The organism is Neptuniibacter sp. QD72_48, assembly GCF_047778065.1.
Lineage (GTDB): Bacteria > Pseudomonadota > Gammaproteobacteria > Pseudomonadales > Balneatricaceae > Neptuniibacter.
Genome location: NZ_CP180547.1, coordinates 3,155,190 through 3,171,583 on the forward strand (window position 1 = coordinate 3,155,190; position 16,394 = coordinate 3,171,583).

Consider the following 16,394-nt stretch of genomic DNA (forward strand, 5'->3'; position numbering starts at 1 on the left):
ATCTACAAAAGGTTATATTTTAAGGCGAAAAATTAGGTCTTAATCCTAGTCCTGTTCTCAGGTATAATTTTGCGCCTAATTTTGCTTCATCTTTTCATTAGTGAGCCCCGACTTGGGCACTTAAAGGACCCGTATGAATCGCGATCTGAGTCTGTTACAGCCATACCCATTTGAAAAATTGACTGCGCTGAAAGCGGAAGTAACACCGCCTTCGGATAAAGAGCACATCGCACTTTCTATCGGCGAACCTAAACACCCGTCACCTCCATTCGTGGCAGAGTGCCTAATTGAAAACATGGGCAAGCTGGCAAACTACCCTACAACTAAAGGTTTGCCAGAGCTGCGCCAAGCAATTGCCGACTGGTGTACACGTCGCTTTAGCCTGAATGAAAACACGCTAACTGCTGACGATCACGTACTGCCTGTTAACGGTACACGCGAAGCAATCTTCGCTTTCACACAAGCAGCAGTTAACCGCGCGCCTGACGCATTGGTGGTATCGCCAAACCCGTTTTATCAGATCTATGAAGGTGCGGCGTACCTATCTGGCGCAGAGCCATATTACCTAAACTGCCTGCCAGAAAACGGTTTTATTCCTGATTACGACGCTGTACCAGAAGATGTGTGGCAGCGCTGCCAGTTGTTATTCCTATGCTCTCCAAGCAACCCAACAGGTGCAGTAACTGATCTGGAAACATTGAAGAAGTTGATCGCGCTTTCTGATAAATACGACTTTATCGTCGCATCTGATGAGTGTTACTCCGAGATCTACCTAGACGAAGAGAACGCGCCAGTAGGTCTTCTACAAGCATGCGCAGAGCTTGGCCGTGACGATTACAAAAACTGTATCGTTATGCACAGTCTATCTAAGCGCTCTAACCTACCGGGTCTACGCTCAGGCTTTGTTGCAGGCGATGCAAAACTGCTACAACCGTTCCTGTCTTACCGTACATACCACGGTTGCTCTATGCCGATTCAGCATCAGCTAGCGTCTATTGCAGCATGGAACGATGAAGATCACGTACTCGATAACCGTGACCAGTACCGTCACAAGTTCGACAGCGTTATCCGTATCCTAGAGCCTGTAATGGAAGTTCAGCGCCCAGATGCGAGCTTCTACCTATGGGTTAAAACACCGATTGCTGATGATAAGTTCGCACAAGGTTTGTTCGCTTCTCAAAACGTAACTGTACTTCCGGGTAGCTACCTATCTCGCGAAACCGATGGCATCCTTCCGGGTGCAGGTTTTGTACGTATGGCACTAGTTGCAACCGTTGAAGAGTGCGTAGAAGCAGCAAATCGTATCCGCGAATACGTTGAATCACTTTAAGGCCGGAGATTTATCCCCATATGATTACTATGTATGGCATTCCTAACTGCGACACAATCAAGAAAGCTAAAAAATGGCTGGAAGCGAACGGTGTTGATTACCAGTTCCACGATTACCGCAAAAACGGCCTAGAAGAAGCGCAGCTTAAAACTTGGGTTGATGAGCTAGGTTGGGAACTACTGCTAAATAAGCGCGGTACTACATGGCGTCAGCAGCCAGACGAAGTTAAGAACAATATTGATGAAGCCTCTGCCATTGCGCTAATGCTGGAACATCCAGCAATGATCAAGCGTCCGCTTCTGGATACCGGAAGTGAACGCAAAGTAGGCTTTAAAGATACAGAATACGCAGCGCTTTTCAGCTAAGCGCGCTGCAACAACGTAACGAATTTTAAATTTTATATTTCTGGAGAATATCATGGCGAATTTTGCATTCGGTTTGGGTGTAGGCACTAAGTCCTCTGCTGGCGAACTGCTAGAAGTTTATTACAACGCACCACTGCTGAACGCAGACGATGCGATGGTTAACGCTGTTGCTGAAAAAGTTGGCTACACAGGTGGCAACGCTGCAATCGAAATCAAAGAAGCTCAGCTAAAAGATCTAGAAGCAGCATTCCTATCTGTAGGCGCTGAAGACCAAGCTGAAATCGTAGAGATCCTAGAAGGCACTCAACAGCCACTAGTGCTTTGCATCCTTGAGTCTGACGAGAATCCAACAAGTACTGCAGAAGCTTACCTAAAGCTTTCTCTTCTTTCTCACCGTCTAGTTCAGCCACACGGTATCAACCTAACTGGTATCTTCGGTCTTCTACCAAACGTTGCTTGGACTAACGAAGGCGCTGTATCTCTAGACGACCTACCAAAGCGTCAGCTAGCTGCACGTGCTCAAGGCCGCGTACTAACAGTTAACTCTGTTGATAAATTCCCTAAAATGACTGATTACGTTGTACCTGCTGGTATCCGTATCGGTGATGCTTCTCGTGTACGTCTAGGTGCGCACGTAGGTGAAGGCACTACTGTAATGCACGAAGGCTTCGTAAACTTCAACGCTGGTACACTTGGCGTAAGCATGATCGAAGGCCGTATCTCTGCAGGTGTTGTTGTAGGTAACGGTTCTGACCTAGGTGGTGGTTGCTCTACTATGGGTACACTATCTGGCGGTAACAACGTTGTGATCTCTGTTGGCGAAAACTGCCTACTAGGTGCAAACGCAGGTCTAGGTCTACCACTAGGCGATCGTTGTACGCTAGAAGCGGGTCTATACGTAACAGCTGGCTCTAAAGTAACGATCCTTGACGATCAGAACAACGAAGTTAGCACAGTTAAAGCTGCTGACCTTGCTGGTAAGCCAGACCTATTGTTCCGTCGTAACTCTCAGAACGGTCGCATCGAAGTTAAGACTAACAAGTCTGCGATTGAGCTTAACGAAGAGCTACACAAGCACAACTAAAAGCTGGCTCTAAGCTATTGCGCTTGCTTATTCAGCGTTGGAGCTTAGTTCGGAATGCTCATTTACTACATGTAAACTCTGCTTCCTCACTAAGCTCCGCCTCGACTAAGCTACGCTCATAACGCTTAGCTTCCAGCTTTAGCCTTTCTCTATATCACGCGTCATCCTAACGGAACCTCACTATGACTCAGCACCTCTCTCCAACAATTGAATTGGCCAAAGACCTTATCAGCCGCCGCTCTGTAACACCTGAAGACGCAGGCTGTCAGGATCTCATGATTGAACGCTTAGAGGCCCTAGGCTTCAAAATTGAGCGCCTTCAATTTGAAGAGGTATCTAACTTCTGGGCTCGCCGTGGCGATTCAGGTCCAGTTTTCTGCTTTGCAGGTCATACTGACGTTGTTCCTTCTGGCCCTGAAGAACGCTGGGAGTTCCCGCCATTCGAAGCACATATCGAACAAGGTATGCTTTGCGGTCGCGGTGCTGCGGATATGAAAGGAAGCCTAGCGGCATTCATTACCGCTCTAGAGCGTTTTGTAGAACACCACCCAGATCACGATGGCTCTATCGCGCTACTGATTACCAGTGACGAAGAAGGCCCTTGGGTGAACGGTACAACCCGTGTAATTGACCACCTTGAAGCACGTAACGAAAAGATCACTTGGTGTATCGTTGGCGAACCGTCCAGTACTAAACACGTAGGCGATGTCATTAAAAATGGCCGCCGCGGCTCTCTAGGCGGCGCACTGACTGTTCGCGGTGTTCAAGGTCACGTTGCTTACCCACACCTAGTCAAAAATCCAATTCACATGGCGGCGCCAGCATTGGCAGAACTAGCGGCTGAAGTTTGGGATGAAGGTAACGATTTCTTCCCACCAACAAGCTTCCAGATCTCTAATATCAATGGCGGTACAGGCGTAACTAACGTTGTACCAGGTCATGTAGATATCATGTTCAACTTCCGCTTCTCTACCGAAGTAACTGCGGATGAACTAAAAACCCGTGTTCGCGACATCCTAGACAAGCACAATCTAGAGTGGGATATCGACTGGACGCTTTCTGGCAACCCATTCCTAACCGCTGAAGGCGATTTGGTGGAAGCATGCCAGCAATCGATTAAAGCGATTACAGGTCAGGACACTGAGCTATCCACGTCTGGTGGTACTTCTGATGGCCGCTTTATCGCACCAACAGGCGCACAAGTGGTTGAGCTTGGCCCAATCAATGCGACTATCCACAAAGTGAACGAGCGCATCAGCTGCAAAGATCTAGATACCCTATCTGATCTTTACGAGAACGTTATGGCTCGCCTGCTGGTTAAGGACTAGTAATGCAACTCACTTGCCCTGTTTGTAAATCCTTGCTGGTACAGCAGGGCAAAAATATGCGCTGCGAGAACAACCACAGTTTTGATGCAGCGCGTCAGGGCTATTGGAATCTATTATTGGCCCACAAAAAGCGCTCTAAAGATCCGGGTGACAATACAGAAATGGTACAAGCCCGCCGTCAGTTTTTAGATGGCGGCCACTACCAAACACTCTCCGACCAGATCAATCAGCTTGTTGTAGACGAACTAAAAGATACAGAGAGCGCTCGCATTTTGGATATGGGCTGTGGAGAAGGCTATTACACAGACCGCCTCCACCAGCACCTGTTAGCCAACGGTCAATCTGTTGAACTCACTGGCTTAGATATCTCCAAACATGCGGTAAAAGCTGCTTGTGCTCGAACCAAAGAGATTCAATGGTTAGTCGCTTCCGGTGCTGATACACCAGTACCGGATCAGTCGCTCGACCTACAACTGGTGCTCTTCAGCCGCTTAATGCCTGAAGCACTGGCTAAGCCCATGAAAGTCGGCAGCAGTTTGATTGTTGCTTGGCCCGGTGCCGATCATCTGATCGAACTACGCAAACTGATCTACAGCGAGATTAGAGAGAGCCACTTCAATCCGGTTGATACGCTAAAAGAGCAGTTTAAGCTATCTAAACAAGTAACAGTGAACTACCAATTTTCACTCAATAGCTCAGAGCAGATCAGCACTTTATTGGCGATGACCCCGCACGGCCAGCGTCTCAAAGCTGAAGCACAACAAAAAATCATCGACCAAGAACAGCTAGATCTCACCCTAGATGTTAATTTGGGCGTATTTACCCGCTTATGAAGCAAACCCTGAAACGCTGGCTAAAGCATAGAGCCGACAACCCTCGCCAAAATTTAGTAATCTTTGGCATCGGCTTTGTCGCCTTCTTTGTCGGCGTACTTATCCTAGGCGCTGCCGAATTTGCATTGAAAAGCTCAGTAGCTCAAGAGATTCTTGCCCTGATTGGCTTGATCATCATAGTGGCAGGGATCATACTGGCGGCCATAGGTTATCTTAGCCTCAGCGTACTACGTATCATCCGTTTTATTAGCGACGACAAAAATGACTGACACCCGACACCCTGATATAGAAATCTACGTAAAGAATCGCTCTTTTGATTCAATCACTAATTGGCTTCAGTCACATGCCGACCAAATGGATATCATCTCCTCTAAAGGCAATATCCACGAGCTGAGCCTGCGCTTCGGTGATCACTCCGTACCCGTCATGATCCACGAAAAAGTGGCTGGCAAAGCATGGGCTAGCGTATGGCTTAAATCGGATAAGAGCCCATGGGCTCAAGACCTAGACTGCGCACACGCAGCGTCCTCAGAGATGGATACACAAGTGCGAAGCATTGCTGGCGGCTGGAACGATGGTGATGATCCAGATGAATACTGGAAGGTAGAAGCGGGCGAAGCAGAAAAGATTCAGTGGCGTACTTAAGCGCCTAAATTAGAAATAAAATTAAGCTGCCGTACGGATCTGTGAACGGGAGCTTTCAATCTCATCGATCATTAATTGACCGGTCGACATCAACGCAACCTTAGCGTACTCATCTGACGATAATTGCTGCTGACGTGGCGTATTACTATGGCTATGCAGATAGCCATTCACATAGGCAAAATCACCCACTAAACCGTCATGCACCGCCATATTCAGTCGCTCTACAACCTGACCATCATGTAACTCATTTGGATCAGGGTATTTGGACTGGGTTTCCGGTAAACGAAACTCTGCATCCGACGCAGCAGGCACAGCATCTGGCTTCATCAACTGCTGGTTAGAATGAATCAAACTCAGCAGCATAGAGAACTGCGCACCACTACCACTCTGAACCGCTTGGCTCAGATTGGAGGTATAGCCCTCTATTCGAGTTTGAATCTGTTCTGTACGCATAAAGCCTATCTACAACCGGAAGTAACAATCTAGTGTTGAAACTAGTGACGACTGTATCGGCAAAACGCTAAACTTCTTTACTGAAAATCACAGAAAAATTAGAGAAAAACCACCATGGGAAGATGGCGCCCCCCTCAACCTCGAAGCTCTAAATACATTACAGCCGAAGGCTATAAAGAGCTGAACGACGAACTGAAATATCTTTGGAAGGTAAAACGTCCTGAAATTACCCAATCGGTAAAGGAAGCTGCCGCTCAAGGAGACCGTTCCGAGAACGCAGAATACATCTACGGTAAAAAGCAGCTGCGCGAAATTGACCGCCGCGTTCGTTACCTTTCCAAACGCTTAGAAGATATGGTGGTGGTAGACCGCGCTCCAGCACCAGATAAACGCGATACCGTATTTTTCGGCGCTTGGGTTACGCTGTTAGATGAAGAGGATGAAGAGAAACGCCACCGCATCGTCGGTCCCGATGAGATCGGCGCTGGCTCTGATTACATCTCTATGGATTCCCCCCTTGCAAAGTTATTGCTGAAAAAGCAGCTTGGCGAAGAGGTTTGTTTACAGAAACCGGATGGCAGCGAAGTTTGGTACGAAATCACTAAGATCGAGTACGCTTAATCTTGATCTAAAGCCTAAAGCGATTTAGCCCACTCACCGCGCGTGATTTTAAACAATACATGTTCGTACAGTGGGCTTTCCGATGGCACAGCAGGATGGTTGAAGTTTTCCCCTGTGTCCCGCAGACCCAAACGTGTCATTACCGCCTGAGAACGTAAGTTAGACACCGCCGTAAACGACACCATCTCAGCAAGCTCCAACTCGACAAACGCAAACTCCAGCGCCTTCTTAGCCGCCTCAGTCGCGTAGCCCTTACCCCAAAACGCTTTACTCAACCGCCAGCCCACCTCAACACAAGGCGTAAAAGGCAGCTCAATCAAAGGACTATTCAAACCAACAAAACCAATAAACTGACCTGAACTTTTCTCTTCAACTGCCCATAAGCCCCAACCATTCAGATCGATACGACGCTGCAGTTCAGTCGCCAATGCATCACTCTCCTCACGAGACAGCGTACTTGGAAAATACTCCATCACATCAGAGTCGGAATTTATCTGCTCGAAGAATGGCTGGGAATCAGTATCTCGCCAAGAGCGTAGGATTAGTCTTTCGGTAGATAGGATTTTCATGGTTACTGATGGTTTACGGTAGCTAGAAAATTTAGTTTGTCTGCTTTCGACACAAAGCAGCCCCCCGCTCTTTTCTAAAGTGAAAAGCGGCCTTACCCCTATGATTTAGTTTTTCAAATCAATGCTATGTTTGGTTTTAAGAGCTTAATATCCTTGAAAAAGCTTTCTGCTGGGTTACCAAAATTTGTTGTAACTTCAATCATTTCACCCGTTGTCAGATGAAGAAGGTACGCGTCCAATGAACCATCTGAATCATATTTTCTTTCGAGTTTGCTCAATTCATCTAATGATATATCGAATGATTTACCAAATAGTGCAGAAATAGGAACTTGGCATAAAAAACGCTTTGTTGTCAGAGTACATCTAAACCTCTCTTTCCCAATGATATTCATGACTGAGTAGTAGGTCATAATCACTAGAAAGGCTAGAAGGAATAAGCCTCCAAGAACAATTACCACTATTCGACCCAACATATCCTCTTGGGGAATATCATCTCGGAGAACAGAAAACAGGCGGTAGACGAAAAAGGCAAATACGAGGCAGCTAAAAACTCCTGTCAAGATGCCCTCAAAAGTAGTAGCTCGTTCATGATGTCTTATCTTCTCGTGGGTTGACACTTACATCCCCTGTATATATGAAGTTGTTGATTCGATCTGTACTAGTATCTGATGTTAAAATTGTTATGTTAGCTCTGGGCATGATGCCGCACTAAGAGTGCCATTCTAGAGGTCTTCAGGTCGTCTACCGACACAAAGCAGACATTTAAATGGTGCAACTTCACAGTCTACACGGAGCCCAAATTCTATGACTTGTGAAACCTGTAGTTTTCCTCGCTAGGCCAATATGCAACGTCCAGATGTTCTTTTGTTAGCTCAAATAAGGCAGCGCCATCTATTGATAAAACCGATGGCAGGCCATCTGCCCATTCATCTTTAATGTGCTTATCATTGTATTTCTTGTATTTTAACCAGCTTTCACAAATTGCCTTTTTATCTGCTATAGCAATTGAACAAAGTAAGTCTGTTTGAGCCAAAACATCAGTAAAGGCCTGTTTTTTAAGGTTATCAATTCTTTTTTGGTTAATATTAGTATTACCTAAAAACATATCAGCCAAGAATTCTTGATAAGTTCTATACCATGTGCATTCATCTTCAGCCTGTAGAGGCCAATTGGATTGTAACCATTTGATACTCTCCATATCATCAGATAAGTAAGCTAACTCATATGGCCATGTGATTACGTGGCTTATTAAGCCTATATTTATGTCACTAGGATTGGCGTTATATTCAGTAATCAGCTGTTTGAATGTTTCCAATGCATTTAAAAAATTTATAGATGCTTTACTTTTATCCCCTTGAAAATGAGCACATATACCAAGTTTTAGGTACGATTCAGACAAAACAAATATGGTGTGCCCTTTTTTTAAGTCACCATTCTCATAATTCTCCATCATCCTTGGATGAAGCCTTTCCAGCTGACTAGAAAAGTGGTTGATTATCTTCTCGTTATTCATGATTTAATAACCGGCGTGCGTATCTTGCTGGCGATAACACCATATAACTTACAGCAGATTGAATTAAAGGAGCTTTTAGATAGCACTGCCATTTTCCTCCGATAAAAACGACCTAGTACGAGTAGGAATATTTACGTCCTGTTATATCTATAACTGTGTCTTAGCGTGGCTTTCTAAGCAACATGGTATGTCCGCTTTTGGCACAAAGCAGAAGCTACAACAACACCATCCCTTTCTCTAGGCGCAGCCGTCCTCTAGCCACGTAGCGGCGTCCTAAAAAGCGAAGCCGATCTCTAGCCGCGAAGCGGCGTCCTAAACAGATTGAGACTTATATTTCTGTTTCGCTTTATACATATCTTGGTCAGCAATGCGTAATAGCTCTTCAGCTGCGCCTGCATCATCTGGAAAACAACTGATTCCAATACTGACACTAATTTTATGATTGGGTAATTGCTCTACAGAGAATGATTTTTCTATAGTTTGATGAATCTTACTTACAATGAGCTTAGCTTCTTCCAATGAGTTTGTGTCGACCAGTGCAGCAAACTCATCACCGCCAATCCTAGCAACGATATCTGTTTTTCTTAAACAAGAGGTTAGGATTCCAGCTAACTCAATTAAGACCTTATCTCCAACCTCGTGCCCAAAATTATCATTTATAGGCTTGAAGCTATTAAGATCAATATACAGTACCGCTATCTTTTTCAACTGACGCTCAGCGCGAATTAGAGCACTCTCTAATTTTGAAAAGAATAGCCTTCTATTTGGCAGCTTAGTAAGGGGATCCTCATAAGCTTTTGTCAGCAACTCCTGAGCAACCTGAGTATGATCTTCTGGGTTTTGAAAAACCAAGACAAATCGATCAGCTAGCTTAGAGTGGGCAGCAACCTTATGAAGCGAAGCAAAATAAGTACTATTCTTGTTGTCACAGAGCTCCCCGCTCCAATAGTGATTACTTCCTAAGCACTCTTCAAGGCTGCATTTGCCGCCTGCAGCATCAAAAAAATAATCAAATACGGAACCCTTCGGCTTCTCATCTAAATCAAATGCCCTCTGAGCAGCTGAATTTACTGCTAAAACTTCAGACTGAGCATTTAGAATAAAACAGGGGTTATTGGTCACCTCGAAGAATACCGAAGCTATTTGACGATTCTGCTCGGCCTGACTTTCAAAGGTAACGTTAGTTCCAATGCCCAACAGCCCATTTACTTCACCGCGTTCATTTACTAACGGCAGTTTATGCATATCCAGTAATCGACGCCTACCATCTTCATAGGTAACCCATTCATCATCCCTGTGAGCCTCCCCGGTCTTCAAAACCTGAGCATCTATGCCCCGAACATAGCCCGCTGACTCCTTGGACATAAGGTCTGCATCAGTTTTGCCTATGATTTCACTCAAAGGCTTATTAATGAACTCTTCAAAACTGCGGTTCACTACCTGGTATACACCCTCATCATCTTTGGCGAAGATAAAGTCCGGTAGCGTATTTATTATGTTCTTAAGCAGAGTTCGTTCTTTTTTTAGAAGAACACGTTCCTCTTCTAGTTTTTGCGTTGCATTTATTAGCTCAGTTATATCTCGGGCCACAACTGCCACACCCAAGCCTTCCGTCAAAGGACCACTATAAACCGAGTGCTTGCTATAAATATGAATGAGATTACCGTCTGGGCCAGGTCTAGAAAATTGAAACTCAAAGGACTCCCCCGCCAGTGTTCTATCTAATGCAGGCTTCAAAAAACCGTTGAATACTTCGGGGCCATGAAGGTCACTTACGTGGGTGCCTATAATCTCTGAAGCAGGCTGCTGAAACATAAGTTCATAGCCACGACTTACCGCACGGTAGATATAATCCTTATCTACGATAGAAACCGGATCATTTATATAACTGAGAATCGATCCATCGATATCATTCAAGCTTGATGAGAGAGGCTTAGGATCAGTACCCATATGAAACAGGCCTATAACAACTTTAAGATAAGTATAACTGTATTATTTACTTTTACGCTCAATAGCTAAGGAGCACAAGACGACAAACAAGCTAATAAAATAAAACTTTATTTTACAGGCATTATGAAACTGATATAGCTAGAAGGGAGGAAAATATAACTGCCGAAATAAGATAGAAGCACCCTTTACTCACGCTTTTTCTCTAGGCGAAGCCGTCCTCTAGCCGCGAAGCGGCGTCCTTTCCTAGCAACTAGCAACTAATACCTAGCCACTTTTATCCTGATACATCCGACTATCAGCCTGCTCCAACCAATACTCAATAGCCTGATTACCTTGCAATATCACACTACCAATACTGACACCGAGGTTATTTTTCTTAAGATTTTGGTTAATACGTTCGGCGATTTTCTCTAAGTCAGCCTGAGTCTCTGCAGCAGCAAGTACGACAAACTCATCACCAGACATACGCGCTGAGATATCGTTCTCTCTGATAGCGCCTCGGATAGCTTCTGCAAGGTGTTTAAGCGCTTGATCGCCAGAGCTATGACCCTGTTGATCATTTATCCCTTTCAGATCATCCAGATCCAAATAGAGCAAGCCTAAAGATATTCCAGTGCGCTTAGCAAGCACCGAATAATGCGTTGCGACAGACATAAAACCTCTACGGTTATAGAGCCCAGTCAGCTCATCTGTCATTGCAAGATTGGAGATCTCTTCATACTGAGAAAGAAGACGCAGATCTGCTTCGATTAGATCCCTAAATTCACTCACCAGATCTAAGTATTCAGAACGGTAATCAGTGGATTCAAAATCCATTACACAGATGGTTCCAAACGGCTCACCCGACGGCCACTGTACCGGCAAACCTAGGTAGGAACTAAAACCATCATCAGCAACTTCAGGATTGGTATCCCAAGTAGGATCAGTTTGGGCATTTTTAACATATAGCTCATGCCCTTCCTGCACGACTTTTTTACAAAAAATGTTGGTATCCGGCGTAATCTCTACCCCAGCAGGGTATGGATTCGATTCCTGATCACTGGCAATCACTACCTGATAGCCTTTTGGGCGATACTGGACAATAAAGCCCGCAGGCGCTTGAAAGATTCGCGCCATCACATCCACTGTTTTCTGCCACTTATCCAATGGCACCAGATCATCCTTCTCCTCGATTACCCACTGGTCAGGATGCAACATAAAACCCTCTAAAGAAACAACTGTATAGAAACCACTCACTAACTTTAGCAGTTATTCAAGAAATAGAGTCAGAGCTGGATCAATAGTTCAGTAAATTTAGGATCGCCAATGATAGAGATTAACAAAGCAACCTCTAGGCGCAGCCGTCCTCTAGCAGCGCAGCTGCGTCCTCTAGCCACGAAGTGGCGCCCTAAGCGGCGAAGCCGTGCTGAATTTCAGGCATAAAAAAACCAGCTCATGGCTGGATTCTTAAAGTGGTGGGTCGTATAGGATTACTAATGCCCTGCGGGCCAGCGCCGCAAGCTCCGCTGTTTTCTCTGGGCTTCGCCCGCCGAATCGAACCTTTTAACGGTTCTCATCCTATACAACGAGTATTTTTCAGGCATAAAAAAACCAGCTCATAGCTGGATTCTTAAAGTGGTGGGTCGTATAGGATTCGAACCTATGACCAATTGGTTAAAAGCCAACTGCTCTACCGACTGAGCTAACGACCCACATAAGATTGCGAAAGAATTTCGCTAAAGAAGTTTAAGAGTGGTGGGTCGTATAGGATTCGAACCTATGACCAATTGGTTAAAAGCCAACTGCTCTACCGACTGAGCTAACGACCCAACTCTTAAGATGGCTCCCTGAGCTGGACTCGAACCAGCGACCAATAGATTAACAGTCTACTGCTCTACCAACTGAGCTATCAGGGAACTGCTGTTCCAGTAAATGGCGGAGGGATAGGGATTCGAACCCTAGGGCCCTCTCGGACCGCTGGTTTTCAAGACCAGTGCTTTCGACCACTCAGCCATCCCTCCGCAGGAACGGCGCGTATATTATCGTAATGAGTTTTTGTGTCAACTAATTACGTACTGTTTTTTCAAAAAAACTGATTATTTTTCAAAGTTTTTTCAGTTTCTGGAAATTCGACTAAAGATTAACCAGAAACGATTAAAAAACAACCGGATAAACACGCCTCACCGGATTTCTACAAACTACATATTTGGATAATTTGGTCCGCCCATACCTTCTGGGACTACCCACTTAATATTTTGGGCCGGATCTTTAATATCGCAGGTCTTACAGTGTAGACAATTTTGCGAGTTTATTTGGAATCTTTGTCCCTGCTCATCCTCAACCACTTCATACACCCCTGCTGGGCAATATCGCTGTGCAGGTTCGGCATAGGTGGATAGGTTTGAGCCTAAAGGAATGCTTTCATCCTGTAACTGCAAGTGACAAGGCTGGTCCTCTTCATGGTTAGTGTTTGAGAGGAACACAGAACTGAGCTTATCAAAGCTGATTTCACCATCCGGTTTTGGATAACTGATCTCTTTGCACTCAGAAGCAGGCTTCAGCTGAGCATAGTCTGCATGAGTATCGTGCAGCGTAAATGGAATTTTTCCGCCAAAGATATTCTGATCGATGTAGTTAAAGGCTCCACCTAACAGCGGACCAAACTTATGCATCGCAGGGCCAAAGTTACGTGAGCGGAATAATTCGTCATACAACCAAGAGGATTCAAACTTCTGCGCATAACCGCTTAGCTCTTTACCACCCTCACCCGACAGAGTTAACTCATCGAAAATCGCTTCTGCAGCCAACATGCCCGACTTCATTGCCGTATGCGTACCCTTAATCTTCGAGAAGTTAAGCGTACCGGCATTACAACCAGCAATGATGCCACCCGGGAAGGTCATTTTAGGTAGGGCATTAAAGCCGCCTTTGGTGATCGCCCTAGCACCATAGGAGACGCGCTTGCCGCCCTCTAGATACTGTTTTAAAACTGGATGATGTTTCATACGCTGAAACTCATCAAACGGGCTTAAATATGGATTGGAGTAGTTCAGATCGATAATCAAGCCAACAACCACTTGATTACCCTCGGTGTGATAGAGGAAGAAACCGCCACTCGCGCCATCACTCAATGGCCAGCCTGAGCCATGAACAACCAAACCAGGCTTATGCTTCTCAGGATTAATATCCCACAGCTCTTTTATACCCAAGCCATAATGTTGAGCATCGGCGTCTGCTGCCAGATCAAAGCGCTCTATCAGCTCTTTACCTAAATGCCCGCGACAGCCTTCTGAGAACACCGTGTATTTAGCATGTAGCTCCATACCCGGCATATAGCTATCTTTCTGCTGACCAGACTCAGTTAGTCCCATATCGCCGGTAGCGATCCCTTTTACACTGCCATCTTCATGGTAAAGAACTTCAGCTGCAGCAAAGCCAGGGAAGATTTCCACACCAAGCTGCTCAGCCTGCTCTGCCAACCAACGGCATAGATTACCCAAGCTAACAATATAGTTACCTTGGTTGTGCATAGTTTTAGGTACCAGCATGTTCGGCACTTGGGTGGCTTTGTCCTCATCTTTGAGCATAAAGATTTGATCTTCAGTCACCGGCGTATTTAACGGTGCACCCTGCTCTTTCCAATCAGGAAACAGCTCATCTAGAGCGCGAGATTCAATGACTGCGCCCGATAAAATATGCGCTCCAACTTCAGAACCTTTCTCCACCACACAAACCGTTAGTTCTTTTTCCGCTTCTTGAGCTTGCTGCATCAAACGGCAGGCTGTGGATAATCCAGCAGGACCTGCTCCAACAATGACTACATCAAACTCCATTGATTCACGCGCCATATCACTCATAACTCACCTCTCTCACCTATATGGCGTCTACTTAAAACTGTTCTTCAGATAGCTGCATCACCGCATCACCACCTGCCATGACTGCGCTCAACAGACCTGACGTACGAGGTAACAACTGCTCTACATAAAAGCGCGTCGATACAATTTTGCTTTCTAAGAATGGCTGATCGCTTTCAGGGTCATTTAGCTTAGCTTGGGCAATGCTGGCTGATTTAACCGATAACCAACCACCACATAGATAACCAAGTAGCATCATAAAGCTGACACTGGCTGCACCTGCTGCAGCTGGATCTTTACTCGCAATTTCCAATACCCATTTTTTAGCTTCTTCTGCATGCGTAAGGGCATCACGGGTCGCGCTAACTAGGTCTTGCAGTTCAGGTTCGGAGATCTGATCAAGATCGCTAGCAATTTCGCTCAGTAGATCAGTGAGTGCAGCACCACTATCTACCAAGGTTTTTCGACCGATCAGGTCTAAAGCCTGAATACCGGTAGTACCTTCATAAATCGTCAAGATACGGGCATCGCGGTAGTGCTGTGCAGCGCCTGTTTCTTCGATAAAGCCCATACCGCCGTGCACTTGCACCGCAAGATAGGTCATCTCTTGCGCTAACTCTGTTACCCAGCCTTTAACAATCGGTGTCAGAAGATCAGTTCGCGCCTGATGTTTAGCGCGTTGTTCACTATCTTGAGCATGCTGACAAAGATCACTTTCGGCGCGAGCAACATAAGTTAATGCGCGCATAGCTTGAATACCTGATTTCATCTGCAACAACATGCGGCGAACATCAGGGTGCTTCATAATCGTAACGCGAGAACCATCCCTCAAGGTGCCTTGAACACGATCTTTGGCATATTCCAACGCCTGTTGATAAGCACGTTCCGAGATAGCTAAACCTTGCAGGCCTACGCCTTGGCGCGCATCGTTCATCATCGTAAACATGCAAGCAAGACCATTATTTTCCTCACCGACCAAGTAACCAATGGCACCGCCGTTATCACCAAAGCTCATCACGCAGGTAGGACTGCCGTGGATACCGAGCTTGTGCTCCAGCGCCACAGCCGAGGCATCGTTACGTTGATCAGTTACTTGGCCGTTTTCATCCAACAAAAATTTAGGCACAACAAAGAGAGAGATCCCTTTTACACCTGCAGGCGCATCAGGCAAGCGTGCTAATACCAGATGAACGATATTCTCAGTCATCTGATGGTCGCCCCAGGTGATAAAGATCTTCTGGCCAGTAATTCGGTAGTGATCACCTTCTGGTATAGCACGAGTTTTCAGGGCTGCTAAGTCAGTACCGGCATCAGGTTCTGTCAGGTTCATGGTGCCAGTCCATTCACCGCTGATCAGCTTAGGTAGGTAGTGCTGCTGTAGCTGTTCGCTACCATGAGTTTCTAGCGCTTCAATCGCGCCCTGAGTCAGCAGAGGACATAAAGCCCAAGCCAAGTTAGAGGACTGCCACACTTCGTTAACCGCGACAGATAGTGCATTAGGCAGCCCTTGGCCGCCAAACTCAGGGTTAGCCGCTAGCGATGGCCAGCCACCCTGACAAAACTGTTGGTAAGCATCAGAAAAACCGGGCGTTTCCTGCACTTGGTTATCAACTAATTTTGCACCTTGCTGATCACCAACAACATTTAGAGGAGCAAGCTGTTCCGTGCCTAGCTTAGAAGCCTCATCTAAAACCGCTTCAGCCAAACCTTCAGCAAATTCTTCTAGACCTGCTGAATGACAAATCTGTTCTAACCCCACCAGTTCATTCAAGACAAAAACACCATCCTGATACGGGTATCGATAATCGCTCATTGTATAACTTGCTCCGTCTTAGCCTGCTTACCGCTTAGATCGGCTCAGGCTTTTTAT

At 45.8% G+C, this 16,394-nt stretch carries 16 protein-coding genes, 4 tRNA genes and 1 other RNA gene; 8 read left to right on the plus strand and 13 right to left on the minus strand.

The annotated features are described in order from the left end of the window. Positions 1-133: 133 nt before the first annotated feature. The 7 genes from dapC (at position 134) to ACMXYX_RS14405 (ending at position 5,585) form a co-directional block, all read left to right on the plus strand. Complete coding sequence (gene dapC, locus ACMXYX_RS14375; protein WP_415895129.1) at positions 134-1,330, plus strand: succinyldiaminopimelate transaminase; 1,197 nt, start codon at positions 134-136, stop codon at positions 1,328-1,330. 20 nt (positions 1,331-1,350) lie between these two features. After that, the gene (locus ACMXYX_RS14380; protein ID WP_415896925.1) at positions 1,351-1,695 is read left to right on the plus strand and encodes an ArsC family reductase; all 345 of its coding nucleotides are present in this window, start codon (positions 1,351-1,353) and stop codon (positions 1,693-1,695) included. 52 nt (positions 1,696-1,747) lie between these two features. Continuing rightward, positions 1,748-2,779 carry a 2,3,4,5-tetrahydropyridine-2,6-dicarboxylate N-succinyltransferase gene (gene dapD, locus ACMXYX_RS14385; RefSeq protein WP_415895130.1) on the plus strand — a complete coding sequence of 344 codons (1,032 nt, stop codon included), beginning with the start codon at positions 1,748-1,750 and terminating at the stop codon, positions 2,777-2,779. 182 nt (positions 2,780-2,961) lie between these two features. Then, the gene (dapE, locus tag ACMXYX_RS14390; protein WP_415906161.1) at positions 2,962-4,107 is read left to right on the plus strand and encodes a succinyl-diaminopimelate desuccinylase; all 1,146 of its coding nucleotides are present in this window, start codon (positions 2,962-2,964) and stop codon (positions 4,105-4,107) included. A gap of 2 nt (positions 4,108-4,109) precedes the next feature. Next, positions 4,110-4,940 (plus strand): putative RNA methyltransferase, encoded by an 831-nt coding sequence (locus tag ACMXYX_RS14395; RefSeq protein ID WP_415906162.1) that lies wholly within the window; start codon positions 4,110-4,112, stop codon positions 4,938-4,940. Next, on the plus strand, positions 4,937-5,209 hold the full coding sequence (locus tag ACMXYX_RS14400; protein WP_415882345.1) for a hypothetical protein: 273 nt from the start codon (positions 4,937-4,939) through the stop codon (positions 5,207-5,209). The genes ACMXYX_RS14395 and ACMXYX_RS14400 overlap by 4 nt, the downstream gene beginning before the upstream one ends. Next, a complete protein-coding gene (locus ACMXYX_RS14405) occupies positions 5,202-5,585 on the plus strand; it encodes a hypothetical protein (protein WP_415896929.1) in 384 nt (127 codons plus the stop codon). The genes ACMXYX_RS14400 and ACMXYX_RS14405 overlap by 8 nt, the downstream gene beginning before the upstream one ends. Before the next feature lie 21 nt (positions 5,586-5,606). On the opposite strand, the gene ACMXYX_RS14410 is transcribed toward ACMXYX_RS14405, so the two are convergent. Beyond that, complete coding sequence (locus tag ACMXYX_RS14410; protein WP_415882347.1) at positions 5,607-6,038, minus strand: hypothetical protein; 432 nt, start codon at positions 6,036-6,038, stop codon at positions 5,607-5,609. 114 nt (positions 6,039-6,152) lie between these two features. Between ACMXYX_RS14410 and greB the strand changes: the two genes are divergently transcribed. Then, entirely contained in the window at positions 6,153-6,659 is a 507-nt protein-coding gene (gene greB, locus ACMXYX_RS14415) for a transcription elongation factor GreB (protein WP_415896931.1), read from the plus strand. A 14-nt stretch (positions 6,660-6,673) separates the two neighbouring features. Here greB and ACMXYX_RS14420 read toward each other — a convergent pair whose 3' ends face one another. The 12 genes from ACMXYX_RS14420 to ACMXYX_RS14475 form a co-directional block, all read right to left on the minus strand. Beyond that, entirely contained in the window at positions 6,674-7,228 is a 555-nt protein-coding gene (locus tag ACMXYX_RS14420) for a GNAT family N-acetyltransferase (RefSeq protein WP_415906163.1), read from the minus strand. Positions 7,229-7,341: 113 nt separating this feature from the next. Further along, on the minus strand, positions 7,342-7,845 hold the full coding sequence (locus tag ACMXYX_RS14425; protein WP_415896933.1) for a hypothetical protein: 504 nt from the start codon (positions 7,843-7,845) through the stop codon (positions 7,342-7,344). Between the two features lie 185 nt (positions 7,846-8,030). Beyond that, the gene (locus ACMXYX_RS14430) at positions 8,031-8,741 is read right to left on the minus strand and encodes a hypothetical protein (protein ID WP_415906164.1); all 711 of its coding nucleotides are present in this window, start codon (positions 8,739-8,741) and stop codon (positions 8,031-8,033) included. A gap of 312 nt (positions 8,742-9,053) precedes the next feature. After that, a complete protein-coding gene (locus ACMXYX_RS14435; RefSeq protein WP_415906165.1) occupies positions 9,054-10,691 on the minus strand; it encodes a sensor domain-containing diguanylate cyclase in 1,638 nt (545 codons plus the stop codon). A 264-nt stretch (positions 10,692-10,955) separates the two neighbouring features. Next, entirely contained in the window at positions 10,956-11,888 is a 933-nt protein-coding gene (locus ACMXYX_RS14440) for a diguanylate cyclase (RefSeq protein ID WP_415896936.1), read from the minus strand. Between the two features lie 255 nt (positions 11,889-12,143). Further along, positions 12,144-12,268: non-coding RNA, RtT sRNA (locus ACMXYX_RS14445), on the minus strand. A gap of 38 nt (positions 12,269-12,306) precedes the next feature. Then, positions 12,307-12,382: transfer RNA gene (locus ACMXYX_RS14450), tRNA-Lys, on the minus strand. Between the two features lie 41 nt (positions 12,383-12,423). Continuing rightward, positions 12,424-12,499 (minus strand) — tRNA-Lys (locus ACMXYX_RS14455). 11 nt (positions 12,500-12,510) lie between these two features. Further along, a tRNA-Asn gene (locus ACMXYX_RS14460) sits at positions 12,511-12,586 on the minus strand. A 17-nt stretch (positions 12,587-12,603) separates the two neighbouring features. After that, positions 12,604-12,691: transfer RNA gene (locus ACMXYX_RS14465), tRNA-Ser, on the minus strand. Between the two features lie 177 nt (positions 12,692-12,868). Then, positions 12,869-14,518: an electron transfer flavoprotein-ubiquinone oxidoreductase gene (locus ACMXYX_RS14470; protein WP_415906831.1), complete on the minus strand. Its 1,650-nt coding sequence runs from the start codon at positions 14,516-14,518 to the stop codon at positions 12,869-12,871. Positions 14,519-14,558: 40 nt separating this feature from the next. After that, complete coding sequence (locus tag ACMXYX_RS14475) at positions 14,559-16,337, minus strand: acyl-CoA dehydrogenase (protein ID WP_415906166.1); 1,779 nt, start codon at positions 16,335-16,337, stop codon at positions 14,559-14,561. Positions 16,338-16,394: the final 57 nt, after the last annotated feature.